The following is a 15360-nucleotide window of genomic DNA, read 5'->3' as shown; positions in this document are numbered from 1 at the left end:
GCTCAGCCTGGTTGTATTGTTATCATCCATTATCGTCAAGGGGTTAATGGGTTAGACTCTATTTTTGAGTTTAGATTTTCGTAGTAGATGGTGGCGGCGAGGAGCGCCGCCATAGAAGTTTCTTATGAAAATAAAGGGGCAGGTTAGTTCCATAATGAATCTAATAATATTGTTGGGAATGGTGTTATCCATAAAAAACAATTTTTTTGGACAGAATAAAAAGAAATAGGAATGAAAGAGGACCGGTGCTATGGTTTCTTTTTTTAAACAAAAAGGACAAATGAAGAAACGCAAGAAGCAAAAGGTAGGCGACAAAGAAAAAGATCAATCTATAATTAAAACACCCCGAAATATTGACAGCTCTATAACAGCCAATCTGGATATGGTGAAGCAAAAAACAGGAAGCAGCCCGGATATCATTATACGAACGTTGAAAACAAGTCAAAACCCTGAGATTAAGGTGACTATTTTGAATGTACAGGGTCTTATAGACAATCCAAGTGTTACAGATTTTTTAATTGAATCCATCATGAAAAATCCTCAGCTAAAAGAAAAGTTACTTCCACATGAAGTGCTGGAAGTGATCTCTAAAGACGTGGTTTCACTCGGCGGTGTAGAAACCGTCACGGATTGGGAAAGATTATTTTTGTCATTATTATCAGGGGATAGCGTCATTTTTGTTGATGGCATAAACATAGCCCTGGTTGCCAGTACAAAAGGAGGAGAAAGGCGTTCTGTTCAGGAACCAAGCACAAATTCGGTGGTCCGTGGGTCAAGAGAAGGGTTTACTGAATCGAATGCAACAAACATAGCCCTGGTACGCCGCATCATTAACAGTCCGGATTTATGGATAGAGTCGATGAAAATAGGCACTGTGACAAAGACGGATGTTTCCATTATGTATATAAATGGGATTGCAAAAAAAGGAATCGTCGAAGAGGTCAAAGAACGCTTAAAAGGAATAAATATCGATAGTATTCTTGAATCAGGATATATTGAACAATTGATAGAAGATCAGGTCATGACCCCATTCCCTACCCTTGATCATACTGAAAGACCTGATAAGGTCGCTGGCAATCTCCTTGAAGGAAGGGTAGCCATTTTTGTTAACGGAACGCCTTTTGTCTTGGTGGCGCCTGCGTTATTTATTCAGTTCTTTCAATCTGTCGAGGACTACTATGCTCGCTTTGATATAGCCTCAGCTATACGTTTTTTACGTATTTCTATTTTCTTTATTTCGCTAATTGCCCCGTCTGTCTATGTAGCAGCTACAACGTATCATCAAGAAATGATTCCTACAAAGCTGCTCGTCATTCTTGCAGCACAACGGGATTCCGTTCCTTTTCCGGCAGTTATCGAAGCATTCATCATGGAAATAACATTTGAACTTTTAAGAGAAGCAAGCCTTAGGATGCCCAGAGCCATTGGGGCGACTATGTCCATTGTTGGTGCTCTGGTGATTGGGCAGGCGGCAGTTCAGGCTGGAATTGTATCACCGGCAATGGTCATCATCGTATCGATCACGGCCATTGCAAGTTTTGCGACCCCTTCCTATAACATGGCAACTGCTGCTCGCTTGCTGCGGTTCGTATTTATCATTTGCGCAGGTACAATGGGTTTTTATGGTATGAATTTAATCTTTTTTGTTATCCTAGTTCATTTATGTAGCCTGCGTTCATTCGGAGTTCCTTATATGTCACCATTTGCTCCACTTAATCCGGAAGGACTAGGGGATACATTTTTCAGGAGACCAATGTGGGCGTTTAAAAAAAGACCCAAATTTTTAAGCTCCGATACTAATCTGAAAAGAGAAGGCGATAATCAAAGGCCACTGCCTCCTACATCACGTGGAATGAAGACTTCTTACATGAAGAAGGGTGACGGCACTGAGCCGTGACATGCATTTACAAAACGGTTGCATAAAGAAAAAGCTGTGCAAAATGTTTCTGGGTTATATGGTACAGGAGTATATGGTAAATTGTGTTAAAATAGTATGCGTGAGGTATATACATTCATAAGGGGAAACAGTGAAATGAATAGAAACTTTTATGGTTTATTTATTGTACTGATGTTTATATGCGGTCTAATACTTTTTCAGTAAATGGCATAAAGTAATTAAGTATTAGCCCCCTAAAGAAACGGTTAATAAAGTTCCAACGTCAATTGGTCCATCAGTCTTTAGTATTAACAAGAGAATAATTAACGAACATAGAAAAACCGAATAAGGGCACATTTTTTTAAGTGTCCATTATTCGGATTACTGTTCAGAATAACTCGAGAGCCCTTTTTTCAAGAATGGAAGTTTATTAAGTATGATACACATGTTTTTTATTTGATTTTCAATCGAATCATATTCTAGGATAATTTACCTAACGGATAGCTGTATAGTTTGGAATCGTTTTTTTTATTGACGTAACTTTATTTGGTGCATATAAAGTGTTAACTGCGTAGCAATCTTTATTTTCCAGAGCAATATGTTCAATAATTTCAAATTCCCTTTAGGGTTATGGAGCCGCAATAGCGGTAATGTCTTATCTGTTAATTAAAATCGCCCATTTGTTCGGTCTCTTCATGCAGACCGAACAAATGGGCGACCCAAGTTGGCGCACTGCAAACGCAGTAACAATGATTCTAGCTGCAGTTGGTATCCCTGTTAGCATTGGCGTTTAGCATGACATGGGGTGAGCGACTGCCCGCCTGGTTGGTTGTATTGCCTATCTGGGTAGGAACTGGTTTGTTGTCCCAATCCAAAGCCATATTAGCTGTGTTACCATACCGATTGTAGATTTGAAACAAAGTCGTACCGTTTTGAAAAAAGTTGCACCGTTTCATTCCTTTTCGATTAAAGTATTCTAAGTGATTTTTAATCAAACTTTTCTTCAAAGCAACATATTATATGGAGAATAATATTTTTCAAGTCAAAACGGGAGAGGAGGAATGAGCATGAAAATGTTTAAAATGAGTGCTGTGACATTGGTTGCTGCGTTGTTGTTCCCTTCTTCTACATTTGCAAGTGGCTGGGATTACTTAGGAGAACAATCTCTTTATTCTAATGGTGCTGAAAGTGATCAGTTTGCCTCTACTGGTGGTGATTATAAGATTTGTCGGGATTCTTACGTGGGTCCAGCTGGTAAGTTAAAAGTTGAATTATGGGAGTATGATCCTGACAGTTATAATGATTATGTAGGGGTAAGATATTTAGATCGAGGCCAATGTGGTATTTTCCGGGGTATTGGTAACTTTGTTGATGGAGGAAATGAAGCAGAATTTTTTGCGAAATCAAGGACTAACAGTGATATGCATTTAATCTTTTATGATTAATTCACTAACTGAATGAAAAAAAGACCTGGGATTGATTCGTAAAGGCTAAAATGAAGGATGGTAAAGATCGAACAGATAGGCTGCAGGGTAAAGCATGGTTTTTAGATTATTTTTGTCTTATGATGATAAATCTTTTCTACTAGTTGAGTCGAATGAATAGGGTTACGATGTTTATTATACATTGGACATCTATTTACGCATTTACGCATTTAATGTAAAAATGAAAGAAATCATGTCGCAGTCAGAAGAAATAGTGAGAAAAATATTTAGTGTCCTTTTTTGTTTTATGTTCTAATAGGGTTTACTCAATGGAGATTGTGAAGGTTCGTACTTAAACTAACGGGTGCGTTCGTATTAAAAGGTCGACCAGTAAAATTACTGGTTGACCTTTTTTTAATAAAATCTATTATATCAGTAGCCAGGGTAGGACGTACGGGTGCGTGGGACTTGATCCTGTGAACTAAACTGTCCGCCCCCTACTTGTAGAAACATGTTTGAGGCTGGTTGGGACGTAGATCTCGTATAACAAGCGAAGCTATGACACTACATGGAGGACTAGGGGTACTGGTTAGTAAGTAGAGGAGGAAAAACGATGAATCCAGTAGTTGGTCTGGATGTGGCAAAGGGAGAGAGCCAAGTTCAGGCATTTTTAGATCAATCTAAACCGTATGGAAAGAGCTTTTCAATAAGGCATACTAGAGAGGAATTAGATTATTTTATAGGATTTCTAAAAGAAACAGAAGAGGTGACAGGGCAGATGCCTATGGTCATTTTAGAAGCTACAGGACATTACTATACTCCTGTTATTTAATACTTGGAGGAACAAGGGATTCTATATATCTTACTAAATCCAATTATTTCTTATCAGGCAAAGAAGACCTGTTTACGGAAGGTAAAAACGGACGCAATCGATGCGTACCAGTTGTGTGTGCTGTATTACAAGGAGGATTTTGAACCCCATAAAATTAGAGGAATTCAGCTTTTAGACCTTCGTAATTTGTCAAAACAGGAAATCGTAAAGAATATGTATGTGGAGGCTAAACTTCAGTTTCACACCATTTTAGATCAGGTGTTTCCTGAATACAGGAAGGTTTTTGGGGATCTATATTCGAAGGTTTCTTTATTGATGTTAAAGGAATATCCTACTTCAGAGGCGGTATTAACGGCAGGAGAAAGTAGACTAGCAGAGAGTGTAATTTTAAAGCAGCTCTTTCTTTATGTAACTCCCATGAAAATTAAAAAAGCACAAAATCTAGAAAAAAACACAACAAAATAGACCCAGTAAACACGCTTTTTAAAAAAAGGCTGAGCCTTATGAGTGATCTGATTGAGTTTGGTAAATCGTTAAACAAAAACCTCCAATTATAGCAAATTAAGTAGAGGCTAGCGCGACGACCAAAAAAGGATTAATTCTCCCATGAATGCGACATAGAGACCAATTTTCATTCTCTGTGGTGAAGCGCTGATTTTTGCGCTACATGAATGGCTAACGGGGCAGTTTTAGTTTAATAAGAGTTCCATTTAAAAAGGAACCGCGATTGGCGATTCCTAAGATTATTATTTATTTGCTGCGTTTATGGTACTAAGTGAATTGTTAAGTGCTGTTTTACACTTGTTTACATCAGGATTCGATGAACGAACTGCTGCTAATACAACATCAATTGTTCCATCAATTTTCGTCCATGTAGCGCCATCGATTTTTCGAAGCATAGGTTCCTGTGTGTCCCATTGATGTTCTAATTCATCTGCCCCTTTTTTTGCTGAAGCAAAGTCATTTTTATTTAAAGCGTTTAGTATATCATTTTCGATTTTTGGAAAATCGTTTAACTGTCCAGATAATGTAGTTTGTGAGGCACTAGATTTTGATGTTGATTTATTTGCCCCTTTTAAGACACTAAGTGAATTAGTAAGTGCTGTTTTGCTTTGATTAACATCAGGTTTTGAAGAACGAACCGCTGCTAGCACAGAGTCAATTGTTCCATCAATTTTTATCCATGTAGAGCTATCAATTTTTCGAAGCTTAGGTTCTTGTGTATCCCACTGATGTTCCAAATTATCAGCGCCTTTTTTTGCTGAAGCAAAGTCGTTTTTATTTACAGCGTTTAGCATATCATTTTCAATTTTAACAAAATCATATAATTGACCTGCTAATGTAGCTTGCTCTGCAGCACCTTGTGATGCAATATTATTACTGCGCCAGTTATAACCACCTATACCCACAACTAAGAAAATTACGAGTACAACAATCGTTTGTGTTAGCACATGTTTCTTATTTGCTTTACTTTGGTTTGTTTCCACTATATCACTTTTAGCATTTGTATCTATTTTTGAAACGGCAAGGAAAACGATGATCGCTAAAATAGCGATAAGAAAAATCACACTCGTAACGGTTGTCCCGATGCCTAATCCCCCATTTACTTTTGGTTGAGATAGGTAATCTCCAAGTGACGCTCCAAGCGGACGAGTTAAAATATACGCAATCCAGAAAGCTAATACTCCGTCAAGTTTCAAAAATTTATAAGCTAAGAACACAAGAGCAATAATAATAACAACGCCTATTCCTGTATTAAGATAACCAAAACCAAGTTGTTCGGAATATAAATCGCCGACCGCTGTTCCAAGTGCAAAGGTGAAAAGGATCGTAAGCCAGTAGAAAACTTCTCTTTTTCTAGTAAAAATCGAGTGGATCGATAGTGTTTTTTCACTAAGATACCAAAATAGAAAAGTCAGTCCTAGTAGCACCGAGAATACAGCTGTACTAACCTCAAGTGGTACACCCATATTATCTGTCAAATTATCCGTTACCAGTGTTCCAAATACGCTTATAAGAACAACTGTTACCCAGTAAATGGCTGGAACATATTTGTTTGCTTTAAATTGAAAAAACAATGCAATAAAAAACGCAACTCCCATAATAATAGTAGTAAGAGTTAAACCAAGTCCAATGTTGAAATTGATGAAATCAGCAAATGTTTCACCAACAGTTGTACACAAAACTTTGATGATCCAAAAGAACATTGTCACTTGTGGCACTTTGTTAAGTGAAATTTTCATTTTATTTTGGTTTTCTTGCATATATAATTTCCTTTCTTTAAAGTGGTTTCCCACAACTTAATTTTATTTCTCTCTCTACATAAGGATTCCCATCCAAATCCAAGTTAATCATTAAGGAAGTCTGCGCTGTTTCTCCCACAGTGGTTGCCATAATCTTGACGATTCCAAAAAATATGGTGACTTGTGATCCTTTGCATATCATTTACCGACCTGAAGGTTGGACCATTTCAGTTTGTTCAGAAAATGCTAAGTTTTCTTTAATGGAACTCATCTCCTTTTTGGAAGTAGTCATTGTTACAACAATTGACATCCTGACAAAAATAGAAAATACAACATTTCCCCATAATAAGAAAAAGTCTGTTTATTAATTAACCATAGGATTTCAACTCTTATTACAGCCGATTTTCCATTAGAAAAAATCCTTATCTTTCTTGACTTAGGTCTTTATAGCTGTACTTAGCCAGGAAAGGGATATGTTTCGTTAATCTGTCATACATGTAGAACACTACTTGTACCAAAGGCTCCAATTTTTTGGAAGACTGCATAACGAATATGCTTGCCCCATATGAAATAAGGGCGCCACCAATCACGTCTGCAGGATAATGGACTCCGACGAATATACGCGAAATGCCAACAATAATAGCCCATACTAATACGGGATACTTCCACGAATCGTTTCGTAGCACCATCGTACATGCTATGGAGAATACCAATACCGAGTGATCACTTACAAACGAAGAGTCAGCAGGATGCGGTATTAACTGATGAACATGGTGTGCCACGAATGGACGTGGATGATAGTAGACAAGGTGAAGGGTTGCGTTTATGAACAATCCAAGTAAGCAAGAAAAAACAGCGTATATAGCTGTGTACTGTTTTTCCGCTCGTTTTTCTTTGTTTACAATAAACCATAGGAACAACATAAGTGCGATTACCACATAAGGAACGCTATTAGTGATGAATATCATTCCTCTATCTAGATAAGAGAAATGGCCGGACCAACCGTTAATCCATTGAAATATTTCATAGTTCATATTGTTCATCTCCTTGCTTTTATGGTTTTGGTTTCTCATTTAAAATCAAGTTGACCAGAAACAAGTATTCTTAGTGTATCGAAGGAACCTGAACATCCTATGAAAATTACGTTAAAAATAAAATAAAAAGAAAAATAAATGCGAGTTTAGTGCTATAGTCGTTTGAAAATGAAGGCAAAAACAATAAGCTATTGCATGTGCAAAGCGTCTTTTGATGTATTTTGGAAGCCTATCGTGAACTTAATTGAGGCTGAAGAAATGAATTTTTAGTTGTTAACGCACAACATATGAAAGCAGACCCTGGTCGAAAAACAGATGTCAAGGATGCTGAGTGGATCGCTCAACTTCTTCGTCAAGGGTTGTTGAAGGTAAGTTTTATCCCTGAAGAGCTACCGAATATGAGGATTGGCAGATATGCAGAACCCCAAGAAATTGCAAAAGTTGTTTTATTCTTGGCCTCTGAAGGGGCGAGTTATATGACGGGTTCCACTGTTTTAGTAGACGGTGGATTAACCTTGTAGATTTTCTTGCTATATTAATAGAATCAATCAAAAAAGGTAGATAGATTGTATGAGGAGTTCATTGGACTTGAAAGTATAAAATGAAATTTAAGACTGAAAGGGTGTTATAGAATGGGGAGTTTAGATGGAAAAGTAGCAAATATCACAGGTGCACCTATGGGGCAAGGTGCAGCAGAAGCCAAATTAGTTGCCAAAGAAGGCGCTAATGTTGTGGCAACCGATGTCCAGGAAGTTGTACTTCAACAACTTGTCGATGAAATAAACGATAAGGGTGGAGATGCAATTGCCATTAAACATAATGTCGCTTCTGAAGAAGAATGGAAGGGTGTTGTGAACAAGGCAATTTAAACGTTTGGAAAAGTCGATGTCCTTGTATATAATGCGGGTGTTAGTGAGCCTAAAATGTTCTTGAATATAACAATGGAGCAGTGGAATAAAGTAATGGATATCAACTTAACAGGCAGTGTATTAGGAATGAAATGTACAATTCCTAAAATGCAGAAAGTTGGCAGGGGATCCGTTATTAATATTTCTTCAATCGGCGGTATTGTAGGTATGGCTGGAACAAGCCCTTACACTGCAGCTAAGGGTGCATTACGTTCTTTATCAATAGCAGCGGCAGTCGAATATTCGAAGGAAAATGTCCGCGTCAATTCTGTTCATCCAGCTATTATAGTTACACCAATGATTGAAGAGCACCTCGACGAACTATCCAAACAATATTTTACAAGCTTTACTCAATTACCTCGTTTAGGTCAGCCAGATGATATTGCTTATGGAGTTCTATATTTGGCATCTGATGAATCTGCTTTTATGACTGGTTCAGAATTAGTCATTGACGGTGGTTGGACTGCACTTTAAGTATCAGGATTAATGATAAACCGGTATCGTTTTAGAAAATGATACCAGTTTTAATTAATGCTCGTGGTCAAAACCATTCGTCAAGTCTAAAAATTTGATATGTGGTTTCTCTGCATGTCAGGTGAATGGCTGCTGTAGCCCAATAAGAAAGGTTTTGCAACTATTACCAATCAGGGTTATCACGTTATGGAACGAACAGGACCTGATTTCCACCTACAAAAAAGGATAGACCCTATAGGCTTCTATCCCTTTTTGTTCTATGGTTTAACTAATATAAAATGATTTACCTCTTATTTTATATTTTGAACTTCAAATAAAACACTATCTAACTCTTTTGCCGCTTTTGTAAGTGTTGGCGCATCAAGCGGGGAAGACGTTGCACCAGCTTCTATTGTGTGAAGGGGAGTTTCGACCTTACCATATAGATCCGGGCTTTTAGCTTTCACGTCGTCTTCAAATGTTTGCCAAGATTCCTCAAGCTTCGCTCCACTTTCTTTTACTTTTGTAGCATCCTTGTCTTTTAGCTGTGCATTTAGGTCAGCAATCGTTTGTTTCATATCCTTCGCGCCATCACTAATGGAAACAGATTTTGGAGAGGACTGTTCGGTTTTCTTGGTTTCATCAGCTTTCTTTTCGTTATTGGTACCGCAAGCAGTTAAGCTTAATGCAGCGATTACGATGATAGGAACTAGTAATTTACGAGATTTCAATTTTGTTACCTCCGGTATGTACTTTTATTTTACTATCTTTTCTTTTATTTAAAAGAGCTGCAATAACAGCAATTATAAGTAAGATCACCTGAGGGATAATACTTTCCCAGGTTGAATATACACCGAAAAAGTCAATGCTAGGGATGGGTGCTTGAGTTGCCGGTAATAACCCGGCAAGCTGCAACCCATGAATCCCCATACCAGCAAACTTAATGCATAGGTAGAACATCAAAATGCTTGATACGAGGAAGAATGGACGCATTGGAATTTTCAAACCTACCTTGAGTATGAGGTATGAAACAATTACAAGGATTATCAGCCCAATGGCAATCCCTAGTAAAAGCGTTGCTAACTTAATGGAAGCAGCCATCCCGATAAAGAATAGGACAGTTTCTGTTCCTTCACGGAAAACAGCCAGGAACGAAAGAATAGCTAGGGAGAACAAGCTACCGGTATCAAGTGCTTTTGTACTTTGTGTCCGAATATATCGTTGCCATTCAGCAAGACTTGATTTACTGTGAAGCCAATAACTCATATATAGAAGCATCACTGCTGCAAATATCCCTGTCCAGCCGGATATCAAAAAATTGTTACTGCCGAATGTACCAGCAGAAAATAATAGGTTTACAATTACACCAAGTACAAGGCTTACTCCAAGTCCGGCTCCTACTCCGTACCAGATCCATTTACTTTTCGCTTCATGGCCAGCCTTTCTCAAAAATCCAAGCAAAGCCACCACTACAAGCAATCCTTCCAATCCTTCGCGAAGAAGAATGGTCGTTGCATCAAGCATCGTATAACTTGTCTTTGCTACCAGTGGAGAGAGGTAATCACGCATACCTTCAATCGTTTTTTTTGCACCTGGTACATCTGGGTGATTGGAGGATAGCATGGCGTAGCTAGCAACCATATCCCTTTCTGCATTACCATATATCTTTGAGGACTGAGTAAGGACAATTCCCTCGACATTCAACCATGATTTTCGGAACTTCTCTATGTCCCCTCTTGCGCCTTCGATATCATTATCATTAATCTTTGAAAGAGACTGATTTAGCAGTGTCACAAGTTCTGCTACATTTCCAGTGGTACCTGAATTTTTACCACTTTTAGATGAAGAAGAATATTTACCCTCTATAAACTTTTGGTTGGTCTCTTTTAATCTAATAAGTGCATTTTTTAATTTCTCATTATCCACAGGCTGCTGAGCAAAAGCGAACTGAGCTTGACCCATGTTATCTTCAATATCATGATAGGCCGGCTGAGACTGGTTTTTCACTCCATCTTCAATTGAAATCCAAGTAGATGTAAAGGTTGTGTATTGCTTAAAGGCTTCCTTTGTGTCCCCCTTATCCACAGATTGGATAGTTTCTACAATTATCTCATTTGCCTTTTTCATATCATCGGATGCATTAGCTGCAAAACTATTTATTGGTAAAATGACAAAAGCTGTGAGTAAAACTAAAAAAGTCGTAACTAACTTGCTTTTCATAAAGGCCCCCTATGGAATGAAAAGTATCTTGTTATGTAAAAAAAAAATAATCAGTAATGAAAATCATTATCAATTATATTTATAGAAACTATACGTTCATTATTAATGGATGTCAATAAATATTTTGATATGAAGGAGTTTACTAATGAAAAAGTTGAAAAATCCCTATAGCCTCATTGTTAAGTTATTGTTATTACTTTCTATTTTTCTAGAAACATAGAAATGTTATGAATAGGAGAAAAGTATTGAAAAACTATTGACCATTTTACTTTCAATTACGTTGTTAATTAGCTTATTCAAGTAATTAAACAAACGGACGGTTTAAATCATTCACTAAAGAAAATGACATTAGAGCTGGCTGGACACACAGAGTACGGACTAACACGGTAGTTATTAATTAATTATCACATCAATAGCTTTTAGAATAATAAAAAAGACCCTTAAAGGGTCTCACTGTTTGTAGACAAAAGGGGTTCGGAGTTAAAAAATTCCGAACCCCTTTTGAAATCCCTTTTGAATTTTCGCCTAAAGTTAAGAGATTGGGGCTCTACGAGCCCACTAGGTTAGGCCATTTTTGGACCTTCCATGTCCAATTGGCCATCTTTTTTTAATTAATGGCAGCCTCCATTTTACGAACCAAATGGTTCGGTGGCACCAGTTGATCTAAAGTAATCATTTCAAGTTGGTCTCGCGAATAGAATCATGTTTAGAAAGCATCCTCATCACCTCAAGTTTTAATACTTCTATTTTTTTTAAAAAAACTCTAGGCAAAAGGGTTCTATCTAAAAGTTAAAACAAACTTGATTGGAACGGAAGGTACGAGACTCCTGCTTAGAAAAGCGCGTCTAAGGGAGGCCCCGAGGGCGGACCGCCCGCGGAAAGCGAGTGCCCTACGTTCCAATCAACGTCCAAATTGTCTACAGTTTGAAAGACCCTTAAAGGGTCTCAGGATTAGCTAAATTGACTAGTTAAGAAATTATCACATAGTTATCTTTTAAAGAGTTAGGAGTTAACGCCAAGTTGCCGGAGAATATCATGCTTATCAACATGAGATCTTTTCTCAATGATTTTGCCGTCCGCAATTCGTAAAAGCATCAGAAGAGAAAATTTAACGTTTTTTCCTGTTGCGGTGGCACCATGAAATGGAGTACCTGTATGCGAACCTTCAAATATGAAATAAACGGCTACTTGATCTCCTTCAGCCGCAAGAGATTTAATCGGCATTTTTGAAGCCTGGAAAAGCATCAAAGTTGTTCTTTTCTGATTCGATAAGACCTTCTACGCCATAAAACGGCGTATCAACTTGTGTATAAAATACAAAGTCTTGATGGCAGAAATCTTTAAGTTCCTCATAGTTCTCTTGTTCAAGTTCTTCATAAAAACTACGAACTAATTCTTTATTTGTTTCAACTGACATGATGATCTCTCCTCTCGTTCAACATGAAAACTAATTGTTTTGTCTGTTTTAAAATGTATATGATTCGCCATCATCTGGGACTAAAACAGTAGAGGAGATTCTATTTTCATCAAGAAAGCTTTTTAATTCGTTTTTTGATAGTGTCCAGTGATTGACAGCCTCCATGTGGCTCACAATAATCTGAGCGTTAGGGGCAGACTTATACACCTCATAGATATCCTCTTTCCCCATGATGAGAGAACCGCCTTCAAAGAATTGATTATTTCCACCATTTACAGCAATGATTTCTGGTTTATTTGTATCAATCACTTTTTGGACTGCTTCATACCATACTGTATCACCAGCTACATATAACGTTTTTTCATTTGAATGTTTGAAGACAACGCCACATACTAAACCAGCAAGTTTTAATATATCTCCTCTTCCGTGCTCGCCTTTTGTTTTGACTAATTGGATACCCTCAAAGACTGTATCTTCTTGTAAAACCTCTACATTTTGGAAACCGGCGTTTCTAACTTCTGTAGCATCTTCTTCATTTTGAACAAACATTTTGATATCCTTTGGCAATACCTTTTTGGCGACATCATCAAAGTGGTCTAGATGTAGGTGAGTGACAATGACAGCATCTATATCATGAATAATTTTTTCAATCGATGTTGGTAAACTAACTAAAGGATTAAATTGATCTTGTCTTAATGAATTTGGGAACGGTGGGTACGTACCTTTCTCAGCTAACATCGGATCTATTAAAAACTTTTTGCCTGCATATTCGACAACAAGTGTGGCATTTCGAATTTGTTTAATATTCATCTTTATCGCTCCTTTTCTTTGATCTACGTATAGTTTATACTATGGCCAATTAGCAAATACATAGATAAAATCAAGTCTTTTGGCCATTTGACTTGATAAATGAAAGGATTTGAATAAATGTTAGATAATACGGATATGGGTATCTTGCGTGAACTATCCAAAAACAGTCGAATCACGATGAAAGAATTGGGGGAGAAAGTCCATTTGACTGGTCAAGCAGCTGCATCTAGAGTTGCCAAATTAGAAGATAATGGAGTGATTGAGGGATATGCCATTAAAGTTAATCAAGTTAAATTAGGTTGTTTTATCCATGCTTTTATTACAATCATTACACAAAGCACTTATCACCAACCTTATCTGTGGTTCCTAAAAACACAAGAGCAATACATCATAAATAACTTTAAAATCAGTGGAGATGGCTGTTATCTTCTTGAATGCAAATTTCCATCAAATGAACTTCTAAATCAATTTTTGGAAGACTTAAACGAGCATGTAAATTATAAATTATCGATTGTTATTAATAAATAGTGTTATATGGGGAGTTTGTTAACAAATCTACTTAAACTAACGGGTGCGCTAGTTCTATTTAGAGGAAGTAAAAAAAGTCAAATCCTTTACGACGAGGAGATCGACTTTTCAGGTTGGATTCTCTTAACATATAAAATATCCGAAATGGCTGTATAGCATTGTAGCTGCCGTTCGTAAAAGGACACTTTTATGAAAAAGAAAAAAGCCCTTATATAGAAGAAAAAAGGGCTTTTTCGTATTTACTTGCCTATAAGACCGATTATGGTAACTAACTAAAAGTTCTCTTGAGGATCTTTAATTCACTCGTATTTTTTTAAAACGATAGCCGCATTATGACCTCCAAAACCAAATGAATTGGATAGACCAGTACTTATTTCCACTTTACGCGCAACACCTGGTACATAATCTAAATCACATAATGAATCAGGCTTTTCTAAGTTGATGGTTGGAGGAATAATTCCTTCCTTTAAACTTTTTGCCAAAGCAATTGCTTCCACGCCTCCAGCTGCTCCTAACATGTGACCAAGCATAGATTTATTAGCTGTTATTGGGATTTGATAAGCTTTTGATTCAAACAGTTTTTTTATGGCCAGTGTCTCAGATCGATCTCCCACTTCTGTACTTGTTGCATGAGCGCTAATAACATCAATCTCTTCAGGAGAAATTTTTGCATTTTTCAAAGCCATTTTCATTGCAAGATAGGCTCCTTTACCTTCTGGGTGTGTAGCTACCATATGATAAGCATCAGAACTCGCACCATACCCAATGACTTCTGCATAAATTTTTGCATCTCTACGTAAAGCGTGAGACAAAGACTCCAAGATTAAAATTCCTGCTCCTTCTGACATGACAAATCCATCTCGATTTACATCAAAAGGACGGCTAGCTTTAGTTGGATTATCGTTTCTCGTTGATAAGGCTGTAGCATTACCAAAACTAGCTAAAGATAAATCTGTTATAGCTGCCTCTGCTCCTCCTGCAAAAACGGCATCGGCTTCTCCAAAGCGAATAAGTCTGAATGCTTCACCAATAGCTGTATTTCCGATTGCACAAGCAGAAACAGGTGACATAGTAGGTCCCATTGCGTTCCACTTGATACTAATTTGGGCTGCGGCAGCATTTGAAATCATGGCTGGTACCAGGGTTGGACTAACTCGTCTTGGACCTTTCTCTCGAAGAGTATCCACATTATCAATCAATGTTTCAATTCCTCCTATCCCCGAACCAACATATACGCCAAGTCTTTCTAGATTGATATCATCATCAATATCTAAATTAGAATCAGTCCAAGCTTGTTCAGCAGCAGCCAAAGCAAATTGAGTAAAGCGATCTAGACGTCGTGCTTCATTTTTTCCTAAAATATCATCTGCATTAAAATCACGAATAATTCCTGCAATTTTTGCTTTATGATTGCTTACGTCAAATGTATCAATAGAGGAAATGCCCGACTTCCCTTCAGTAAGATTTCTCCAAAATTTTTCTACGTTGTTTCCAATAGGAGAGACTACTCCCATTCCGGTAATAACGACTCTTTCCATTTTTCATCACTCCAAATGAATAGTATACTTGTATTATACTTCGAGGTTATCCTATTACAAGTGAGTGTTTATCCTGG

Annotated in this window: 10 protein-coding genes and 5 pseudogenes; 7 read left to right on the top strand and 8 right to left on the bottom strand. The window is 37.4% G+C overall.

Translation table 11 applies throughout. The annotated features are described in order from the left end of the window. Positions 1 to 250 precede the first annotated feature (250 nt). The 4 genes and pseudogenes from LQ203_RS25335 to LQ203_RS25320 all read left to right on the top strand — a co-directional run. The gene (locus tag LQ203_RS25335) at positions 251 to 1897 is read left to right on the top strand and encodes a spore germination protein (protein WP_230162455.1); all 1647 of its coding nucleotides are present in this window, start codon (positions 251 to 253) and stop codon (positions 1895 to 1897) included. Between the two features lie 605 nt (positions 1898 to 2502). Then, positions 2503 to 2740: pseudogene (locus tag LQ203_RS25330) on the top strand (hypothetical protein); the annotation flags it as partial. A gap of 203 nt (positions 2741 to 2943) precedes the next feature. Beyond that, a complete protein-coding gene (locus tag LQ203_RS25325) occupies positions 2944 to 3321 on the top strand; it encodes a hypothetical protein (protein WP_230162453.1) in 378 nt (125 codons plus the stop codon). A 592-nt stretch (positions 3322 to 3913) separates the two neighbouring features. Continuing rightward, positions 3914 to 4483: pseudogene (locus LQ203_RS25320) on the top strand (transposase); the annotation flags it as partial. Positions 4484 to 5658: 1175 nt separating this feature from the next. Here the strand turns inward: LQ203_RS25320 and LQ203_RS25315 are convergent. Continuing rightward, a pseudogene (locus LQ203_RS25315) lies at positions 5659 to 6396 on the bottom strand (hypothetical protein); the annotation flags it as partial. Positions 6397 to 6797: 401 nt separating this feature from the next. Further along, positions 6798 to 7409: an undecaprenyl-diphosphatase gene (locus LQ203_RS25310; protein WP_230162451.1), complete on the bottom strand. Its 612-nt coding sequence runs from the start codon at positions 7407 to 7409 to the stop codon at positions 6798 to 6800. Between the two features lie 269 nt (positions 7410 to 7678). Between LQ203_RS25310 and LQ203_RS25305 the strand changes: the two are divergent. Together LQ203_RS25305 and LQ203_RS25300 are read left to right on the top strand one after the other, a co-directional pair. After that, positions 7679 to 7930, top strand: a pseudogene (locus LQ203_RS25305) (SDR family oxidoreductase); the annotation flags it as partial. A 111-nt stretch (positions 7931 to 8041) separates the two neighbouring features. Beyond that, positions 8042 to 8791 (top strand): annotated as a pseudogene (locus tag LQ203_RS25300) (glucose 1-dehydrogenase). 290 nt (positions 8792 to 9081) lie between these two features. On the opposite strand, the gene LQ203_RS25295 reads toward LQ203_RS25300, so the two are convergent. The 5 genes from LQ203_RS25295 to LQ203_RS25280 all read right to left on the bottom strand — a co-directional run bounded on the left by LQ203_RS25295 (position 9082) and on the right by LQ203_RS25280 (position 13217). Continuing rightward, positions 9082 to 9501, bottom strand: coding sequence for a hypothetical protein (locus LQ203_RS25295; RefSeq protein ID WP_230162449.1), 420 nt, complete (start codon positions 9499 to 9501; stop codon positions 9082 to 9084). Then, entirely contained in the window at positions 9488 to 10990 is a 1503-nt protein-coding gene (locus tag LQ203_RS25290; protein WP_230162447.1) for an FTR1 family protein, read from the bottom strand. Before LQ203_RS25290 ends, LQ203_RS25295 begins: the two co-directional genes overlap by 14 nt. A gap of 1002 nt (positions 10991 to 11992) precedes the next feature. Further along, entirely contained in the window at positions 11993 to 12214 is a 222-nt protein-coding gene (locus LQ203_RS27385) for an ester cyclase (protein WP_253074200.1), read from the bottom strand. Then, positions 12204 to 12407: an ester cyclase gene (locus LQ203_RS27380; RefSeq protein WP_253074199.1), complete on the bottom strand. Its 204-nt coding sequence runs from the start codon at positions 12405 to 12407 to the stop codon at positions 12204 to 12206. The genes LQ203_RS27385 and LQ203_RS27380 overlap by 11 nt, the downstream gene beginning before the upstream one ends. 48 nt (positions 12408 to 12455) lie before the next feature. Further along, complete coding sequence (locus LQ203_RS25280; RefSeq protein WP_230162445.1) at positions 12456 to 13217, bottom strand: MBL fold metallo-hydrolase; 762 nt, start codon at positions 13215 to 13217, stop codon at positions 12456 to 12458. A 117-nt stretch (positions 13218 to 13334) separates the two neighbouring features. Between LQ203_RS25280 and LQ203_RS25275 the strand changes: the two genes are divergently transcribed. Then, positions 13335 to 13745, top strand: coding sequence for a winged helix-turn-helix transcriptional regulator (locus LQ203_RS25275; RefSeq protein ID WP_230162443.1), 411 nt, complete (start codon positions 13335 to 13337; stop codon positions 13743 to 13745). A 299-nt stretch (positions 13746 to 14044) separates the two neighbouring features. Here LQ203_RS25275 and fabF read toward each other — a convergent pair whose 3' ends face one another. Beyond that, positions 14045 to 15283 carry a beta-ketoacyl-ACP synthase II gene (fabF, locus tag LQ203_RS25270; RefSeq protein ID WP_230162441.1) on the bottom strand — a complete coding sequence of 413 codons (1239 nt, stop codon included), beginning with the start codon at positions 15281 to 15283 and terminating at the stop codon, positions 14045 to 14047. Positions 15284 to 15360: the final 77 nt, after the last annotated feature.

Source organism: Peribacillus sp. Bi96, from assembly GCF_918698115.1.
Taxonomy (GTDB): Bacteria; Bacillota; Bacilli; order Bacillales; family DSM-1321; genus Peribacillus.
This window is presented reverse-complemented; position numbering and strand designations above follow the sequence as displayed.